This is a genomic window from Monashia sp. HAY1-11D, assembly GCF_056868035.1.
Genome location: NZ_CP200320.1, coordinates 3558934 through 3576908, shown reverse-complemented (window position 1 = coordinate 3576908; position 17975 = coordinate 3558934). Strand labels below are relative to the sequence as shown.

Annotated in this window: 14 protein-coding genes; 7 read left to right on the top strand and 7 right to left on the bottom strand. The window is 71.7% G+C overall.

The features are described 5' to 3' along the window. Positions 1-3 precede the first annotated feature (3 nt). Positions 4-735 carry a DUF4191 domain-containing protein gene (locus AC1VM9_RS16535; protein ID WP_481345087.1) on the top strand — a complete coding sequence of 244 codons (732 nt, stop codon included), beginning with the start codon at positions 4-6 and terminating at the stop codon, positions 733-735. Positions 736-872: 137 nt separating this feature from the next. Here the strand turns inward: AC1VM9_RS16535 and AC1VM9_RS16530 are convergent, their stop codons facing one another. Next, a complete protein-coding gene (locus tag AC1VM9_RS16530) occupies positions 873-1355 on the bottom strand; it encodes an RDD family protein (RefSeq protein WP_481341935.1) in 483 nt (160 codons plus the stop codon). A 176-nt stretch (positions 1356-1531) separates the two neighbouring features. On the opposite strand from AC1VM9_RS16530, the gene glnA (AC1VM9_RS16525) reads away from it, so the two are divergent. After that, complete coding sequence (glnA, locus tag AC1VM9_RS16525) at positions 1532-2956, top strand: type I glutamate--ammonia ligase (RefSeq protein ID WP_481341934.1); 1425 nt, start codon at positions 1532-1534, stop codon at positions 2954-2956. Between the two features lie 333 nt (positions 2957-3289). Here glnA (AC1VM9_RS16525) and AC1VM9_RS16520 read toward each other — a convergent pair whose 3' ends face one another. Then, entirely contained in the window at positions 3290-4453 is a 1164-nt protein-coding gene (locus tag AC1VM9_RS16520) for a sensor histidine kinase (protein ID WP_483123418.1), read from the bottom strand. Positions 4454-4719: 266 nt separating this feature from the next. Here AC1VM9_RS16520 and AC1VM9_RS16515 point away from each other — a divergent pair, with 266 nt between their 5' ends. From AC1VM9_RS16515 to AC1VM9_RS16495, 5 genes are all read left to right on the top strand, one after another. After that, entirely contained in the window at positions 4720-5928 is a 1209-nt protein-coding gene (locus AC1VM9_RS16515) for an FUSC family protein (protein WP_481341932.1), read from the top strand. 150 nt (positions 5929-6078) lie between these two features. After that, positions 6079-6453: a YidH family protein gene (locus tag AC1VM9_RS16510; RefSeq protein ID WP_481341931.1), complete on the top strand. Its 375-nt coding sequence runs from the start codon at positions 6079-6081 to the stop codon at positions 6451-6453. Next, positions 6450-6815, top strand: coding sequence for a DUF202 domain-containing protein (locus tag AC1VM9_RS16505; protein WP_481345091.1), 366 nt, complete (start codon positions 6450-6452; stop codon positions 6813-6815). The genes AC1VM9_RS16510 and AC1VM9_RS16505 overlap by 4 nt, the downstream gene beginning before the upstream one ends. 68 nt (positions 6816-6883) lie before the next feature. Beyond that, the gene (locus AC1VM9_RS16500; RefSeq protein ID WP_483123416.1) at positions 6884-8338 is read left to right on the top strand and encodes an MFS transporter; all 1455 of its coding nucleotides are present in this window, start codon (positions 6884-6886) and stop codon (positions 8336-8338) included. Between the two features lie 245 nt (positions 8339-8583). Beyond that, positions 8584-9624 carry a peptidoglycan-binding domain-containing protein gene (locus AC1VM9_RS16495; RefSeq protein ID WP_483123415.1) on the top strand — a complete coding sequence of 347 codons (1041 nt, stop codon included), beginning with the start codon at positions 8584-8586 and terminating at the stop codon, positions 9622-9624. Positions 9625-9726: 102 nt separating this feature from the next. Here the strand turns inward: AC1VM9_RS16495 and AC1VM9_RS16490 are convergent, their stop codons facing one another. From AC1VM9_RS16490 to AC1VM9_RS16470, 5 genes are all read right to left on the bottom strand, one after another. Continuing rightward, entirely contained in the window at positions 9727-10440 is a 714-nt protein-coding gene (locus AC1VM9_RS16490; protein WP_483123413.1) for an MFS transporter, read from the bottom strand. Continuing rightward, positions 10322-11011, bottom strand: coding sequence for an MFS transporter (locus tag AC1VM9_RS16485; protein ID WP_483123412.1), 690 nt, complete (start codon positions 11009-11011; stop codon positions 10322-10324). The genes AC1VM9_RS16490 and AC1VM9_RS16485 overlap by 119 nt, the downstream gene beginning before the upstream one ends. After that, positions 11008-14037: a bifunctional [glutamine synthetase] adenylyltransferase/[glutamine synthetase]-adenylyl-L-tyrosine phosphorylase gene (locus tag AC1VM9_RS16480; protein WP_483123410.1), complete on the bottom strand. Its 3030-nt coding sequence runs from the start codon at positions 14035-14037 to the stop codon at positions 11008-11010. Before AC1VM9_RS16480 ends, AC1VM9_RS16485 begins: the two co-directional genes overlap by 4 nt. A 30-nt stretch (positions 14038-14067) precedes the next feature. Beyond that, entirely contained in the window at positions 14068-15405 is a 1338-nt protein-coding gene (gene glnA, locus AC1VM9_RS16475) for a type I glutamate--ammonia ligase (RefSeq protein ID WP_481338695.1), read from the bottom strand. Between the two features lie 120 nt (positions 15406-15525). Further along, positions 15526-17844, bottom strand: coding sequence for an immune inhibitor A domain-containing protein (locus tag AC1VM9_RS16470; RefSeq protein ID WP_481338697.1), 2319 nt, complete (start codon positions 17842-17844; stop codon positions 15526-15528). Positions 17845-17975: the final 131 nt, after the last annotated feature.

Genomic DNA, 17975 nt, shown 5'->3' with positions numbered 1-17975 from the left:
CCCATGGCACGCAACACGGACGGCGCCTCGGGCGCGCCCACTGACCAGAAGCAGGGACGGCTGTCCCAGATCCGCGACGTCTACCGCGCGGCGAGGGCGGCGGACCCCTCCATCGGCTGGTGGATGCTGCTGTCCTTCCTCGTCGTGTTCGGTGTCCTGCTCGTGGCAGGCCTGCTGCTGCACATGTGGATCGTCTTCGCGATCTTCGGCGTGCTCTTCGGCGTCCTTGCCGCGACCGTGGTCCTGAGCCGGCGCGCCGAGCGCGCGGCCTACTCCCAGATCGAGGGTCAGGCCGGTGCCGCCGGTGCCGCGCTCACCTCGATCCGACGCGGCTGGTACACCGACCGTGAGCCGGTCGCCGCCGACGTCGCCCGCGCCGGCGACATCAGCTCGGCCGCCATGGTCTACCGCGCCCTGGGCCGACCCGGTGTCGTCCTCGTCGGCGAGGGCCCGACCGGGCGCGTCCAGAAGCTGCTCGTCGCCGAGAAGAAGCGCGTCGAGCGCGTCGCGCCGGGCGTTCCGGTGACGACGATGCGCGTCGGCAACGGCGACGGCGAGGTCCCGCTCAACAAGATCGCGAGCAAGGTCCAGCGCCTCAAGCCGCAGATCACCAAGGACGAGATGGCGATGGTCAACAAGCGCCTCAAGGCGCTCGGCGGCCTGCGCGCGCCGCTGCCCCCGGGCGTCGACCCGGCACGGGCCCGCATGGACCGCAAGGCCCTGCGCGGCAAGTGACCCCGCCGTGACTGCCAGTCTCGGCTGACACGGCCCCGGCACCGTCACGGTGCCGGGGCCGTTCACGTCGGTCGACCGGGCTGGGTCGGTGCGTCAGCCAGGGCTGGTCGACGCGTCCGCCGGGCTGTGTCGGCGCGTCAGCGGGTGCGGACGATGACGGTGTTGGGGACCCTGTCGTGCAGCCCGCGTCCGTCGCGGTCCCACACGATCGCCGGGATGAACAGGCACAGGAGCACCGTCCGCGCGAGAGCCTGCAGCGGCAGGACGCGGCCGTCGTTCAGCGAGCGCACCTGGAGCCCGGCGACCCGGTGTCCGATGGTCGTGCCGAGCGTGCCGACGAGCAGCAGGTTCATGAGGGCGAAGATCCCGAGGACGACGAAGTTCTGCCCACCCGTCGCCGGCGGGGTGGAGAAGGGCAACGGGACGCCGAACACACCCCGGGCGACGAACGAGGCGATGGCCCAGTCGATGAGGACGCCGACGAACCGGATGCCGAAGCCGGCCACCGAGCCCGGCCCGCTCGGCGGCAGGCCGAGCGCACGACCGCGCCACTCGTCGGGCTGCTGCGTGCGCTCCCGCGGCCCCTGGAGCCACGAGCCGAAGTCCTTGCGGTCCACCACGGGACCAGCGTAACGAGATCCCGCACGCGTGCTTTGCCCGGGCCTGTCCATCCGTAACACCGGCGAAACATTCGGGTCATGGCCGGGAAACTGCGGCTGGTTAGGGTCGCTGTCGACAGCAGAGGCCGACGCCCTTCCTTCCCGGGTGGCGACCTCGCCCCACATCAGGAGGTTGGATGTTCAGCTCAGCTGACGAGGTCCTCAAGTTCATCAAGGACGAGGACGTCAAGTTCGTCGACATTCGGTTCTGCGATCTGCCCGGTGTCATGCAGCACTTCAACGTGCCGGCTGAGTCGGTCGACAAGGACTTCTTCTCGGTCGGCCAGATGTTCGACGGCTCGTCGATCCGCGGCTTCCAGGCCATCCACGAGTCGGACATGAAGCTCGTGCCGGACCCCGCCACGGCGTTCGTCGACCCCTACCGCGTCGAGAAGACGCTGGTCATGAACTTCTCGATCCTCGACCCGTTCACCGACGAGCGCTACAGCCGCGACCCGCGCAACATCGCGAGCAAGGCCGAGGAGTACCTCAAGTCGACGGGCATCGCCGACACCGCCTACTTCGGCGCCGAGGCGGAGTTCTACGTCTTCGACGACGTGCGCTTCGAGACCAAGCAGAACGCCGGCTACTACTACATCGACTCCATCGAGGCCGCCTGGAACACCGGTCGTGAGGAGGAGGGCGGCAACAAGGCGTACAAGACCCGCTACAAGGGCGGCTACTTCCCCGTCTCCCCCGTCGACCACTTCGCGGACTTCCGCGATCAGGTGTGCCTCCAGCTCAAGGAGGTCGGTCTCAACGTCGAGCGCAGCCACCACGAGGTCGGCACCGCCGGCCAGATGGAGATCAACTACAGGTTCAACACGCTGCTCCACTCCGGCGACGACATCATGAAGTTCAAGTACGTCGTCAAGAACCAGGCGTGGGCCGCCGGCAAGACCGCGACGTTCATGCCGAAGCCGCTCTTCGGTGACAACGGCTCGGGCATGCACACGCACCAGTCCCTGTGGAAGGACGGCGAGCCGCTCTTCTACGACGAGCGCGGCTACGGCGGCCTCTCGGACCTGGCCCGCTGGTACATCGGCGGCCTGCTCAAGCACGCCCCGTCGCTGCTCGCGTTCACGAACCCGACGATCAACAGCTACCACCGTCTCGTCCCGGGCTACGAGGCTCCCGTGAACCTCGTGTACTCCGCCCGTAACCGTTCGGCCTGCGTGCGCATCCCGATCACCGGTACCTCGCCCAAGGCCAAGCGCATCGAGTTCCGCGTGCCGGACCCGTCGGCCAACCCGTACCTGTCCTTCGCTGCCCAGCTCATGGCCGGCCTCGACGGCATCAAGAACCGCATCGAGCCGCCGGAGCCGGTGGACAAGGACCTCTACGAGCTGCCGCCCGAGGAGCACGCCGCCATCGACCAGGTGCCCGGCTCGCTGCCGGAGGTGCTCGACGCCCTCGAGGCCGACCACGAGTACCTGCTCCAGGGCGACGTCTTCACCGAGGACCTCATCGCCGCCTGGATCGAGTACAAGCGCAAGAACGAGGTGGACCCGATCCGCTTCCGTCCGCACCCGCACGAGTTCGAGATGTACTTCGACATCTGACATCAGTCGGTTCAGCACGCAAATGTCGTTCTGACGCAAGCGCTTTGCCGAACGCGGGTCCCGGACGGGGCCCGCGTTCGGCCTTTCCCTGCCGCGGCGCCGGGCATCCCGCTCCCGTCGTGTCGACTGACCACCGTGTGTCCAGTGCTCCAGCGTGTGCTCACGCCCCCGAAGGCGGACATAACTCTGACCCAGGTTCGCTGACGTCCGGTGCCCTCGTTCCCGACCGGGAGCGAGGGCACCGTCGTCCGAGGTCGGGCCACGTCACCGTCCGAAGCCGGCGGACGAGTGCGACGAGTGACGGTGGCGGGGCCCCAGCCGCGCGATGGGGCCTCAGCGCTGTGGCAGGCGCACGTGGAAGACCGCCCCGGGGTCGCAGTTCTCGTGGGAGACCTCGCCGCTGTGCGCCTCGGTGAGCATGCGCACGATCCAGAGCCCGAGCCCCACCGAGTCGGTGTCCGGCCGGCCCTCGGCGAGCCGGGTGAACAACCTGGCGGCCGCTTCGGGGGCGACCCCCGGCCCGTGGTCGCGCACCGAGAGCGTCACGACGCCGGACTCGTCGTGCGCACTGATGACGACCGGTCCCGAGCCGTGCCGCAGGGCGTTGTTGGTGAGGTTGACGAGGATCTGCTCGAGCCGGCCACGGTCCGCGTGGACCTGGAGCCCCTGCGGCACCTCGACGCGCACCTGCCCGGGGTCGGTCAGGCCGGCGACCCGGTCGGCGAGGGCGGGCACGTCGACGTCGGTGAGCTCGAGCCGCAGCCGCCCCTGGTCGATGCGTTCCAGGTCGAGCAGGTCGCCCGCGAGCCGGGTGATCCGTTCGGCCTGCCTGCTCGCGGAGTCGAGGAGGCGCCCCAGGGCGACGGGGGTGCCCGGGTCGTCGGAGACGATCTCCAGCGCACCGGTGATGGAGGTGAGGGGCGAGCGGATGTCGTGCGCGAGGGTGGCCGTCATCGCCGCCCGCCACTGCTCCTGGGACTGCAGGAGCCGCTGGCTCTCGCGCAGGTCGTACATGCTCCGGGCGATGACGCGGCCCACGGCCACGAGGACGGGGATGACGACGATGCTGCCCCCGACGACGTTCGCAGGAGCGCCGGCGGCCAGGAGGCCGCCGAGGTAGGAGACGGCCGCCGGGACAGCGGCCCAGGCCACCACGGTCGGAGGCTGGTGCAGCCCGAGCCAGACGAAGGTCAGGACGTAGAACGGGATCGTGCCGCCCGGCTGGCCCTCGAACGCCCACGTCGACACCGCGAGCACGAGGAAGGCGAGCAGGGACAGCCACGCGATCCGCGTCACCGGCCATCGTCGCCACGGCAACCAGAGGCACAGGGACGCTGCGAGAAGGTCGAGAGCCGCGACGACGAGCAGGATCTCGCCACGGCCGGAGTCGAGCGCGATGGCGAGGACGGCGAGCAGCCCCGCCAGCAGGAAGAGCCAGGCACCCTGCCGCGCCGCTCGGTCCGCCGGGCTCGCCCGTGGCTGTCCGATTTGTGCCACAGCGCAAGGCTATGCGACGCGGGAAGCTCCGGGCCCGGTCCGACGCGAGGGCGTCCGACGCGAGGGCGTCCGACGCGCACCTCCTCGGTCGCCCCCGCCCCGAGGTGACGTCGACTGCGGTGTACCCGGTGGGCCGTCGGCGCAAGCACCCGGGCCGGCGGGTATGGTCGCTGGCCTCAGCAACCACGGACCGGGCCCACCCTCGCGAGGATGTCTGATGCCGCACCGCCCTCCTGCCCTGATCTCTGCCGATCCTCCGGCCGCCGATGGGTGACTGGCGCACGGATGCCCGCCTCCGTGCCCGGGCGTTCGGCACCGCCCTGCGCCGCCCCGGGCCGGAGCGAGATGCTCTGCTGCTCCTGCTCAAGGCGTCGCTGGCAGCCGTCCTGGCGTGGCAGTTCGCCCTGCACGTGCTGCACAGTCCGATCCCGTTCTACGCGCCGATGGCTGCCCTGCTCGTGGTCGACCGCACCATGGTCCGCTCCATCGCCGGCAGCGCTCAGCGGGTCGCAGCGGTCGTGCTCGGCCTCGGTGCTGCGTGGCTCGCGGCGACCTGGTTCGGCGCCACGTGGTGGACGGTCTTCGGGGTGACGCTCGTGGCGCTCGTCATCAGCCGCTGGTCCCGCCTCGGTTCGCACGGCTCCCAGGTGCCCGCGATGGTCCTGCTGTCCCTGCTCACGGCCGGTGGCACCGACGCGCGCTTCACGTACCTGACGGTCGTCGAGACGGTGGCGGGCGGCGTCATCGGAGTGATGACCAACGCCCTCGTGCTCAGCCCCCTGCACCTGACCAGGCCCCGGCAACGGGTCTCGAGCCTGGCCCGGCAGGTGCGCGAGCTGCTCGGCGACGTCGCGGCGGGCCTCGAGGGCGACTGGGACGCCGACGCGGCACGCCGCTGGTACCGGCGTGGCAACGCGATCAGCGACACGGCGCCCCGCGTCGTCGAGGAGATCGAGACCGGACGCGAGAGCACGCGGCTCAACCCGCGCGCGTCCCTGCGGCCGGCCACCGTCGACTGGGAGGGCTACGCGGAGACCGTCACCGCCCTGCGACACTGCCTCTGGCACCTGACCGGCGTGGCGCGCACCCTGGTCGAGGCCGCCAACCCCGACCGGGCACAGCCGGTCCCCTCCGCGACGTTCCTGACCCGCTACGCCGGCGCACTGCGGGCGACGGCCCACGCCCTGGAGCGCTTCGGGCACCGGGACCCCGACGCCGACGAGGCCTTCGACGCCGCGGCGGCTCACGCCGAGGACGTTCTCCTCGGGCTGCGCGACGAGGTGCGACGCACCCCGCTCGACGACCCGGGCCAGTGGCCGGTGTACGGCTCGCTCATCAGCGACGCGCTGTGGGCGCTGCAGGAGCTCACGGACGCCCGGGAACGGGCGGCGGTGCCGACCCGCGGGCCGGTGCGCGAGCCGCCGACACGAGGCCTGGCCCGCCGCCTGCTCCCGAGGCGTCCGTCGTCCCGGTGACCACACGGCCGGCTGCGGTCAGGATGCATCCCGGGGCGCCGCTCGCCCCACCCCGCGAGATGATCGGGTGGACCCGCCGGCGCCTCGCCGGCACGACCGCGCCGACCGAGCGGCACAGCCCGGACCCGGCGAGCCGACCGAGGAGGGCCCGTGCGTCCGGACCGCGACCCGCGAGACCGCTTCCCCCGGTCCGTCTACGGCGAGGGTGACGAGCCGGACCCGCGCTTCAGCCTGGCCAACGAGCGGACCTTCCTCGCGTGGATCCGGACCGCGTTGGCCTTCATCGCCGGGGGTCTGGCGGTTGAGGCCCTGCAGGTGCCGTTGACGGGGTGGCTGCGGGCCTCGATCGCGGTCGTCCTCGTCGTCGCGGGAGTCGCGGCGACGGCGCAGGCGTGGTTGTCCTGGACTCGCACCGAACGCGCCGTACGGCGCCGGACACCGCTGCCCTCCTCGGGCCTCAAGCTGCCGATCGCCCTCATGCTCGGCCTCGTCGCCCTGGCCGTCGTCGTCGGCCTGCTGCTGTGACGACGCCGGACCCACCCGTGCGTGGGGGGCTGCAGCCGGAACGCACCTCACTGGCGTGGCGGCGCACCGCGCTGTCGGTGGCGGTCGGCTCCCTCGTGGGGATGCGCGTCCTGCCCCCACACCTCGGCGTGTGGGGTGAGGTCACCTGCGTCCTCGGGCTCGTCTGGAGCCTCGACCTGGCCGTGACGGCCCGACGTCGGTACCGCCAGGCGGACGCCACGGTCCGCGCCACGGGCGGCGGCGACGTCCCGGCCGGCCCCTCCGCGCCGGCGCCCGGACCGGCTCTCGCCCGAGCCGCCGCGGCGACACTGGTGCTCGGAGTCGCCGCGCTCGTCGGCGTCGTCGTCATCGCCCTGACCTGACGCCACGGGGGCATCCGCCCGGTGGGACGACGTGCGGGCCTCGCCGCCGCCCCGGGTACGGGCCCGTGGTGACGTCCCCGCCGGCCCCCGACGCATCCCTCCCCGGAGGACGCGGTTACGACGCCGACGGGCCCGACCCGCGGCGGTGGAAGGCCCTGTGGGTGTGCCTTGTCGCCGGCTTCATGACGCTGCTCGACGTCAGCATCGTCAACGTCGCCCTGCCCTCCGTCCGGGCGGGGCTGGATGCATCGTCGAGCGAGCTGCAGTGGGTCGTCTCGGGCTACGCCCTCACCTTCGGGTTGACGCTCGTGCCGTCCGGCCGGCTCGGTGACGCCCTCGGCCGGCGCACGGTGTTCGTCGTCGGTGTCGTCCTGTTCGGGCTGTCCAGCCTTGCCTGCGGTCTGGCGCCCACGAGTGCCCTGCTCGTGTCCGCGCGGCTCGTCCAGGGGGCGGCCGGCGGCATCCTCAACCCGCAGGTGTCGGGGCTGATCCAACAGCTGTTCCGAGGCGCCGAGCGGGGCCGGGCCTTCGGCCTTCTCGGGGCCACGATCGGCATCTCCACCGCCGTCGGTCCACTGACCGGTGGCCTCATCCTCGACCGCCTGGGACCGGAGCACGGCTGGCGCTGGATCTTCTTCGTCAACCTCCCCGTCGCGCTTGCCGCCGTCCTGCTCGCGAGGCGCTGGCTGCCCGACCCGCCGCCGCGGCACCGCAGCCGTCGCCTGGAGCTCGACCCGGTCGGCGTCCTCCTGCTCGGCGCGGCCGTCCTCTGCCTCCTGCTGCCCGTCGTCGAGACGGGCCGCACCTCCGCGGCGGTGCCGTGGTGGGTGGCGGTCGCCGGGACCCTCCTGCTGGCGTTGTTCCTCGCCTGGGAGCGCCGCGAGAGCCGCCGCGGCCGCGAGCCGGTCGTCGACCTGCTCCTCTTCAGGGTGCCGGGCTACGCCGCCGGTGCGGCGGTGGGCACGCTCTACTTCGCCGGTTTCACGGGCATCTTCTTCGTGCTCACGATCCACTTCCAGCAGGCGCTCGGCTACTCACCGCTCCTCGCCGGTCTCGCGGTCACGCCCTTCGCCGCGGGGTCGGCGATCACCTCCGCGGTGGGCGGGCGGCTCGTGTCACGGTGGGGGCGTTCGCTCGTGACCGCCGGTCTCGTCATCGTGCTCATCGGGCTGGTGGCCTCGGACGTCGTGCTGACGACCGTGACCGGAGGCGCGTCGGGCTGGTCCCTCGCCGGACCGCTCCTCGTGGCCGGGATCGGGAGCGGGTTCGTCATCTCCCCGAACGTGACCCTCACCGTGGCCGACGTCCCGGTTGCGCGGGCGGGCACCGCGGGCGGCCTGCTGCAGACCGGCCAGCGCATCGGCACCGCGGCCGGCATCGCGCTCGTCGGCACGGTCTTCTTCGCCTCGACGCCGCCTGACGCCGGGCTCGCGCTGCGCGTCGCCGCCGCCATCGTCGCGGTCGCACTGCTCACGAGCGCCCTCGACGTCGCGGCGCGGCGACGCCCCACCCGGAACCGCTGACGTCACCCGTCTCGGCAGCGTCATCCTGCCGAGGTCGGCAGCGCGTCAAGGCGACATTCCGCGTTTCTGAGACACGAAATGGTCACAAAAGGAATACTTCGGACCGTTCGTCGTTCCTGCGGCCGGCTCGGAGCCGGTCCTCACGTGTCCTGGATGCGTGGGCGGGAGCAGGCGGGCGCCACCCCTCGCGACCGACGAGCCCGGTTCCCACCGGGCCGATCCCGCACGCAGCTGGAGACCCACCCATGCACCACACCCCCACCCGACCGTCGACCCACCCCTCGCACGACCTCACTTCCCGCCCCTCGCCCGACAGGACGTCGCGGCGCCGTCCCGTCCGCGCTCTCGTCGTCGTCGCCGCCCTCGTCGCCGCGATCCTCGTCCCCGCGCTCGCCTCCCCCGCTCGGGCGGGCGACGCCACCGTCCCACCCATCCCGAGCGGGCTCCCGACCGCCATCGAGGGCCTGTCACCCTACGTGCCGAACACCGGCTGCGACCTCCGCAACCGCACCGGCACGCTCAAGCTCGGCAACCTCATCAAGGCCACCTACGCGAACAGCTACAGCACGCTGCGTTCGTGCACCGGTGCGACCAGGCCGAACTCCGAACACTTCGACGGGCGCGCCCTCGACACGTTCTTCAACGTGCGCGACACCGCCGAGCGGGCCGACGCCGGCGCCCTGCTCACGTGGCTGCTCGTGACCGACGACTCCGGCAACCGCTTCGCCAACGCGCGCCGCCTCGGGGTCATGTACATCATCTGGAACAACAAGATGTGGAGCTCCTACCGCACGGACGAAGGGTGGCGTCCGTACCTCAACTGTGCCCAGACGCCGGAGCCGTCGGCCGACACGAACTGCCACCGCAACCACATCCACCTCACCCTCTCGTGGGAGGGCGCGCTCGGTCGCACCTCGTTCTGGACCAAGCAGGTCGCTGCGGTCGACTGGGGCCCCTGCCGCCCGTCGGACCTCAACTGGTCCGCCGGCTACTCGAGCGCCAATGTCCGACGCTGCCCGGCCTACAGCACGGTCACGGCGCCCGCGGGCGCGAGCTCGCTGCTCAAGGAGCTGGTGCCGCGCTCCGGCATGGTGCTGCGCTACGGCATGACCGGGGCCGCGGTCTCGTCGCTGCAGAAGGCGATCGGCGTCTCGCCGACCGGCAGCTTCCTGTCCACGACCTCGGCTCGGCTCAAGGCCTGGCAGCTGGCCCACGGCCTCGTGGCGAGCGGCATCGCGTACCACTCGACGTGGCGGGCCCTGCTCAAGGCCAACGGGATGCGCTGAGGTACACCCACCCGCTCGACCCGCTCGACCCGCTCGACCCGTCAGCCCGCCCGGCCGCCCCGCCGGGCGGGCGGACGCGTTCCGGGCGCCGAGGGTGACGCCTCAGGCGGCGTGGGACGACGGAGCGTAGGCGTGGTCGACGGCGCGGCGGACGTGGGCGTGCGGCCACGACATCGCGAGCAGGCCCACGAGGAGGAGGCAGACCGCGGCGCAGATGGCGACGGCCGGATGGGGCCCGGCGTGCGAGCCGAGCCACCCCGCCACGAGGTAGGCGGCCCCCGCCGCGGCGATCGACACCGACCCGGCGAGGGAGAAGATGCGGCCACGCAGCTCGGGCTCGGTGACGAGCGCGAAGGTGGCCTGCAGCGGGACCATGAACGCCTGGCACATGCCGGACACGAGGAAGAGCCCCGCGACGATGACGACCGGCGGTTGCAGGGCGGTCGCGAGCAGCGGCAGCGGCATGAGCAGCGCGAGCGGCACGATGGAGCGGTTCTGCTGGTGCACGCCACGCCGGCCGATGATGACGATGCCGACGATGGCCCCGACGATGGGCGCGGCCATGAGGACGCCGCCCCAGCTGGCCGCTCCGTGGTGCGCCGCGATCGGGATGGCCAGCGCCTCGGGGGCCGCGATGCCGAGGCACGCCACCGCGCTGAGCAGGACGAGGCGGGCCAGCACGGGATGCCGGGCGAGGTCACCGGCTGCGGTGCCGAGGTCGTGCAGGAAGCCCCGCACGCCCTTGCCGCGCTCGCCCGACACGGGCCGCAGGTCGACCACGACGAGGATCACGAGGGCGGCCAGCACGAAGGTCACGAGGTCGATGAGCAGCCCGAGCTTCCGGGCCGACGAGCGCGACGATGCCACCGCCGAGGGCCAGACCGATGGCCTGGTTGGCCTGCTCGGACATCGCGCCGAGGCCGATGGCGCGAGCGTAGGTGTGGCGGTCCTCGAAGAGGTCGGTGAGCAGCACCATGTTCGAGGCGACCGAGGCTCCCCCGACGAGCTCGAGGAGGAACAGGACCGCGAACACCGACGGCAGGTGGACGCCGGAGCCGCCCACCACGAGCCACATCAGGCCGAGGACGCAGGCGGCGCGCAGCAGGTGCGACCAGATGAGGACCCACTTGTAGGGGAACCGGTCGACGACCGGCCCGACGAGGCTGCGGCCGAAGAACGAGGGCACGAGGCTCACCGCGAGCGTCGTGGCCGTCGCCAGCGGCGAGGACGTCATCTGGTAGACGACGGCCGCGATGGTGACGCGGGCGATGTAGTCACCCCACATCGACAGGGCGTTGGCCCCGAAGACCGGGAGGAAGTGCGGGGTCCGGAGCACGGCGGCGTAGGACGGCACGCCGGGGCCTGCCTCACCACCGCTCGCACTCACGGGATGACGCTACCCCGAGGTGGTGAGTCGTAAAAGTTGAAATCAGTCGCGTGCCGACAGCGTCGGGCGACGCGCCGCCACAGCTCCCACAGCTCGGCTCCCTCACCCGCCGGCCGACCCATGATCCGGCCCATGCCGTCGGCGTCGCGGACGTCCGAGGGCACGCTGTCGATGGACCGCCCCCGCCAGAGCACGCCGGCGTTGCGCAGCATGGCGCCGAGCCGCCACGCGTCGCGCAGGGCCGTGGCGTCGTCGGCGTCGATGAGCCCCGCGTCGGCGAGGGCGTCGAGCGCCGCCATCGTGCCGGTGACGCGCAGCGCCGGGTGGTCGTGCGCGTGCCGCAGCTGGCCCAGCTGGACGGTCCACTCGACGTCCGTGAGGCCGCCGCGGCCCAGCTTGATGTGCGTGCGCGGGTCGGCGCCCCGCGGAAGCCGCTCGCTCTCGACGCGCGCCTTCATGGTGCGGATGTCGCGCACCTGGCCCTCGTCGAGGCCGCCCTCGGGCCAGCGCAGCGGCGCGATGAGCGCGCGGAAGTCCTCGGCGAGGGCGTCCGAGCCGGCGACCGGCGTCGCCCGCAGCAGGGCCTGGAACTCCCACGTCAGCGCCCACCGCTCGTAGTACGTCCGGAAGGAGTCGAGGCTGCGCACGAGGGGGCCGTTCTTGCCCTCGGGCCGGAGGTCCGCGTCGAGCCCGAGCGCCGGGTCGGCGCCGGTGGCCGACAGCAGCTTGCGCAGGTCCTGGACGACCGCGGTGACCCGAGCCTGGACGTCCGCCTCGGCGAAGCCGTCCCCGGGGCGTGTCACGAACATGACGTCGGCGTCCGAGGAGTACGTCAGCTCGCCGCCACCGAAGCTGCCCATGGCGACGACGAGCACCTCGCCGCCCAGCGGCTGCCCGCCACGCTCGGCCTCGGCGACGACGGCCTCGAGGCTCACCTGGATCGTCGCGGCCGTGAGGTCGGTCAGGGCCGTGCCGACCCCGGCGAGGTCGAGCTCGCCGACGAGGTCGGCGAGGACGATCCGCAGCAGCTCGTGACGCCGGATCGCGCGCACCGCGGCCACGGCGTCGGCGGCGGTGTCGCGGCGCCCGGCCGCCGAACGCATCGTCGCCTCGATGGCCGCACGACCCCTGGCGGCGAGACCGTTCGGGTCACCGAGGACCGACACGCTCTCGGGCGAGCTGACGAGCAGGTCCGCGGCGTAGCGGCTGCGGGCGAGGCAGTGCGCCAGCCGGTCTGCCGCGCGGCCCTCGTCGCGCAGCATCTTGAGGTACCAGTGCGTCGTGCCCAGCTCGTCGGAGACGCGGCGGAAGGACAGCAGCCCGGCGTCGGGGTCGGCCTCGTCGGCGAACCACGCGAGCATGACCGGCAGCAGGGTGCGCTGGATCGCGGCGCGTCGGCTGACCCCGGTCGTCAGCGCCTCGATGTGCCGGAGCGCGCCCGCCGGGTCGCGGAAGCCGAGCGCCGACAGCCGCTGCCGCGCCGCCTCCGCGCTGAGGCGGGCATCGGTCGGGCTGAGCTTGGCCACGGCCGCGAGCAGCGGGCGGTAGAAGAGGCGCTCGTGCAGTCGCCGAACCTCGCGTGCCGACGCCTGCCGCTCCCCCACGACCTCCTTCTCGGGGTCCGTGCGGTGGCCCATCGAGCGGCCGAGCCGCCGCAGGTCGGCCTCGGTCACCGGCATGAGGTGGGTGCGCCGCAGCCGGTGCAGCTGGATGCGGTGCTCGAGACAGCGCAGCTGACGGTAGGCACGGTCGAGCACCGCGGCGTCGTCGCGGCCGACGTAGCCGCCGCGGGCGAGGGCGGCCAGGGCCTCGAGGGTCGTCGCCGAGCGAAGCGACGCGTCGGTGCGGCCGTGGACGAGCTGGAGCAGCTGGACGCTGAACTCGACGTCGCGCAGCCCACCCGGCCCGAGCTTGAGCTGGCGCTCGGCCTCACCGGCCGGGACGTGCTGCTCGACGCGACGACGCATCGCCTGGACGTCCTCGACGAAGTGGTCGCGGCTCGCCGCCTCCCACACCATGGGCGTGATCTCGGCCTTGTAGCGCAGCCCGAGGTCCTGGTCACCGGCCGAGACCCACGCCTTGAGCAGCGCCTGGAACTCCCACGTCTTGGCCCAGCGCTCGTAGTACGCCTTGTGGCTGCGGATCGTCCGCACGAGGGGTCCCTGCTTGCCCTCGGGACGCAGCGCCGCGTCGACCGGCCACAGGCTGCCCTCCGGCGTGGGCGTCGAGCAGGCCCGCATCGTCGCGGTCGCGAGAGCCGTCCCGACGCGCAGGGCGGTGTCCTCGTCGACGCCCTCGGCGGGCTCGGCGACGAAGATGACGTCGACGTCGCTGACGTAGTTGAGCTCGCCGCCGCCGGTCTTGCCCATCCCGATGATGGCGAGCCGGCAGGCCTCGTGGCCCGGACCGTGCTCCTCGCGGGCGATGACGAGGGCCGCCTCGAGGGCTGCCTCGGCCAGCTCAGCGAGGGCCTCCCCGACCGTCGGCATCATGGCGAGCGGGTCGGCCGAGGTCAGGTCGAGCGCGACGACCCGGATCAGCCCGCGACGGTAGGCGATGCGCAGGCTGTCGAGGGCGGACAGCCCCTGCCCTCGGTGGGTGACGGCGCCGACGAGCTCGGCCCGGATCTCCTCCCCGCTGACACGTCGCGCGCGCGCCGCCTCCACCCAGTGCTCGGGGTGGCGCACGAGGTGGTCGACGAGGGCCGTCGACCCACCGAGCACGGCCGTGACGCGGTCGCGGCCCTCGCCCTCGGTGGCCAGCTCACGCGCGAACGCGCTGATGCCCCAGTCGGCGTCGTCCTCGAGGCGGGCCAGCGACTCGGCGACGCGGACCAGCCCGAGCAGGCCCTCGTCGGGATCGGCGGTGTCGCCGACCGCCGCGACCAGGTCGTCGAGGTGCCCGTCAGGGGTGGCGGCCCGCAGCGGAACCAGCGCCCGGTCGCCGAGCAGGCCGGCGGCTCGTGCCGGGTCGGCGAAGCCGAGCCGGGCGAGCGCCCCGGCGGTCGTGGTCGTGCGCGATGACATCGGTGTCGGGTCAGCTCGCTTCGGGTCGCGTCAGAGGCGGGGCAGGTAGCGGTTCAGCTCGAACTGGCTGACCTCGTTGCGGTAGTCGACCCACTCCTGGCGCTTGTTGCGCAGGAAGAAGTCGAAGACGTGCTCACCGAGGATGTCGGCAACGAGGTCGCTGCTCTCCATCACCTCGAGGGCGCGGCCGAGCGAGGCGGGCAGCGGCTTGATGCCCATGGCGCGACGCTCGGAGTCGGTGAGGCTCCACACGTCGTCCTCGGTCTCCGGCGGCAGGTCGTAACCCTCCTCGATGCCCTTGAGACCGGCACCGAGCAGCACGGCGAACGCGAGGTAGGGGTTGCACGCGGCGTCGAGGGAGCGCACCTCGACGCGCGTCGACTGGCCCTTGTTGGGCTTGTGCATCGGAACCCGCACGAGGGCCGAGCGGTTGTTGTGGCCCCAGGTCAGGTGGGCGGGCGCCTCGCCCCCTCCCCAGAGCCGCTTGTACGAGTTGACCCACTGGTTGGTGACGGCGGCGATCTCGGCGCCGTGGGTCAGCAGGCCGGCGATGAACTGCCGCCCGACCTTGCTGAGCTGGTACGGCGCCCCCGCCTCGTAGAAGGCATTGGAGTCGCCCTCGAAGAGCGACAGGTGGGTGTGCATGCCCGAGCCCGGGTGCTCCGAGAACGGCTTGGGCATGAAGGTCGCGTAGATGCCCTGCGTCAGCGCGACCTCCTTGACGACCGTGCGGAACGTCATGATGTTGTCGGCGGTGCTCAGGGCGTCGGCGTAGCGCAGGTCGATCTCGTTCTGGCCGGGCGCCCCCTCGTGGTGGCTGAACTCGACCGAGATGCCCATGTTCTCGAGCATCGTGATCGCCGCCCGGCGGAAGTCGTGGCCCGTGCCGTGCGGCACGTGGTCGAAGTAACCGGCGTCGTCGACCGGCACGGGGCGGCCCTGCGCGTCACGGCCCTGCTCGAGGAGGAAGAACTCGATCTCGGGATGGGTGTAGAAGGTGAAGCCGAGGTCGGCGGCCCGGGTCAGCGCCCGCTGGAGGACGTGCCGGGGGTCGGCGTTGCTCGGTGAGCCGTCCGGCAGCTGCAGGTCGCAGAACATCCGGGCGGTTCCCGGCGGGTCCCCCCGCCAGGGCAGGATCTGGAAGGTCGAGGGGTCGGGCTTGGCGAGCATGTCCGCCTCGTACACCCGGGTCAGGCCCTCGATCGCCGAACCGTCGAAGCCGATGCCCTCGGCGAACGCGCCCTCGAGCTCCGCCGGCGCGACGGCCACGGACTTGAGGGTGCCCAGCACGTCCGTGAACCACAGACGGACGAACCGGATGTCACGCTCCTCGATCGTGCGCAGCACGAACTCTTCCTGACGGTTCATGTGTCGATCCTGCCGCATCGCTGTTTCACCGACGTTAAGAGACTCGCAGCCCGAGACACCCGACGCGCACGGGCCCCCGGGGACACATCCCCGGGGGCCCGCACGTCAGCCGACCTCAGGTCACTTGAAGCTGACCTTGACCTGCAGCTCGTTGCCACCGTCGGAGGTCTTGGCGACCGTCATCGTCGTGCCCGAACCGGCCACCTTGGTGGAGGCCCACGGGTTCGCCGAGGACCAGTACCGGTTGACGTCGGAGTCGTCGAACGTCGGGATGGCCGGCCGCGACGGGACCACGGTCTCGACGCCGTTGCGGTGGAAGCTCACCGCGTCGGTGGCCTCCTGGCCGAACGTCGCGTCGAACGGCTGGCGACGGTTGCCGAGCATCGTCTGGGTGCCGTTGGCGTTGTCCAGCATGATCGGCGCGGGTCGCGCGTCGACCGGCAGCACCTGACCGCCACCCGGGTGGTCCTTCGTGTTGTTGTCGCCGTACTCACCGTTGGCGAACCAGACGAGCATGCCGTTCTGGTACGGGAAGCGCTCCACCCAGTCGGGCTTGGTCGTGGCCCAGCCGAAGTTGTACGGACCGGTCTTCAGCGTGGCGTCATAGCCGCTGTAGACGCGGTTCTCGGCGAAGTAGACGTCCTGCACCTGCTTGGAGGTCGTGCCGTCGATGATGCTGAACCCGTCGGCGGTCCACGCCCCGGCGCCCGACTCGACGTCGTCGACCGGACCGGCCGTGCCGTCCGTCGTCACCGTGACGTCGTCGACGAACGCCTCGCTCGCCACGCCGCCGTCGGTGGCGACGCGGAAGCGGAACTGGACCGACGTGCCCTTGTAGGCCGACAGGTCGAAGCTCTTCTTCGCCCAGCCGAAGATGCCGTTGACCGGCTGGCCCACCTGCGTCCACGTCGCACCGTTGTCGGTGGAGACCTCGCCGTAGAGGTAGTCGTAGTCCGGCTCGAGGTTGCCCTGGACCCAGGCGTCGACCGAGGCCGACGTCGTGGCGCCGGTCAGGTCGACGGTGCGCGACAGGGTGGCGTCGAGGTTGTCGCCGAAGCCGCTCCACCACTCACCCGAGCCCGAGTGGGGGGTGTTGCGGTCGGAGGTGACGGTGCGCTCGGGCAGCGGGACGACCAGCGCCTGGTAGTTCGTCCTGCTCGCGCGGTCGGCCGGGCCGAGCTTGACGGTCATGTCGGTGCCGTACGGGACGACCTTGTAGTCGAGCCAGCCGAGCTGGAGCTTCTCCCACGGGCCCATGTAGCCGGGCGTCGTGCCGATGGAGTCGGTGCCGTGGTTGAGCCACGACCCGCCGCTCATGAGAGTCCAGAAGGCGGTGCTGTTGTCGCCGCCGTTCGTGTCGTAGAGGTCGGGCAGGCCGAGGTCGTGCCCGAACTCGTGCGAGAACACGCCGAGGCCGCCGTTCTCGGGCTCGGTCGTGTAGTCACCGATCCAGATGCCGGAGCTGCCGAGCGGCACGCCACCGAGCTTGTTGCCCTCCGGTCCGGTCTTGCCGGCGTCGGTCGAGAAGGCGTACCAGCGGTGCGACCAGATGGCGTCGACGCCCTGGGCGCCACCGCCGGCCTCCTCGCCCTCACCGGCGTGGATCGCCTGGAAGTGGTCGATGTAGCCGTCCGGCTCGTTGAAGTTGCCGTCGCCGTCGTAGTCGTAGCGGTCGACCTTGTCGAACTGCTTGAGGTAGTCGGCGATCTCGGCGTCGGACCTGCCCTTGGCCTTCTGGTCGTCGTACCAGGCGCTGGCGGTGTCCTTGATGTAGTTCCAGTAGCCGTCGGCGTTGTTCTTCGCGCCGTAGCGGGCCTCGTTGTAGGGGACGGTCACCCAGTCGGAGACGTCACCCTTGGCCAGGAAGCGGCCGTTGGACTGCTTGAGGTAGAAGTTCTTGAACGACTCGCCGTCGCCGAACATCATGTCGAGGTAGTGGGCGCGGTTGAAGTCCGGGACCCAGTACGTCGAGTTGTCGTCGGTGCTGTTGCCGTCCCAGGTGCGGTCCGGGCTGGCGATCTGGTTGTGCACCGGGCCGGGCGCCGTGCTGAAGCCGGTCTTCGTCTGGGTGCCGAAGTCGGTAAGGACCGTGAAGATGTCCTCTTCACGGTTGACCGGGTAGTCGACGTACCGCGACGTACCGGGCTTGCCGCCCTTGCCCTTGCTCTTGACCTCGATGACGCGGTTGCCGCCGATGGTCTTCGTCGTCGCCTCGCCCCTGAGGAGCTTGTGGACGGCGTCCTGGCGCTCGGCGTTCTTGGCCTCGGCGAGGGGGTTGGGCAGGTTGTCGGGCTGCGAAGCCTGCGCGGCCGCGGGGTCACCGCTCACCGTCGCCGTCGCCACGGGCGTTGCCTGAGCCTGCGTCGGGGCGGTGAGGCCGGTGACGACGAGCGCCCCCACGGCCAACCCCGAGACAGCACTCCACTGGCGCTTGTTCAAGATCTGTCCTCCTGGTCACAGAGCGCCTCCATCCGGCGCCATCGCGTATCAGAACACAGATCACCGACAATGTGGCCGGGAGTGGACGGGGAAACGAAAAAACTTGTGGTACAGGGCTGTTCGGACAGGAG

Bases quoted from the DNA above. Each gene is read 5' to 3' on its own strand.
- AC1VM9_RS16480 (WP_483123410.1), bottom strand. From the start codon at position 14,037: ATGTCATCGCGCACGACCACGACCGCCGGGGCGCTCGCCCGGCTCGGC.
- glnA (WP_481341934.1), top strand. From the start codon at position 1,532: ATGTTCAGCTCAGCTGACGAGGTCCTCAAGTTCATCAAGGACGAGGAC.
- AC1VM9_RS16495 (WP_483123415.1), top strand. From the start codon at position 8,584: ATGCACCACACCCCCACCCGACCGTCGACCCACCCCTCGCACGACCTC.
- AC1VM9_RS16535 (WP_481345087.1), top strand. From the start codon at position 4: ATGGCACGCAACACGGACGGCGCCTCGGGCGCGCCCACTGACCAGAAG.
- glnA (WP_481338695.1), bottom strand. From the start codon at position 15,405: ATGAACCGTCAGGAAGAGTTCGTGCTGCGCACGATCGAGGAGCGTGAC.
- AC1VM9_RS16515 (WP_481341932.1), top strand. From the start codon at position 4,720: ATGGGTGACTGGCGCACGGATGCCCGCCTCCGTGCCCGGGCGTTCGGC.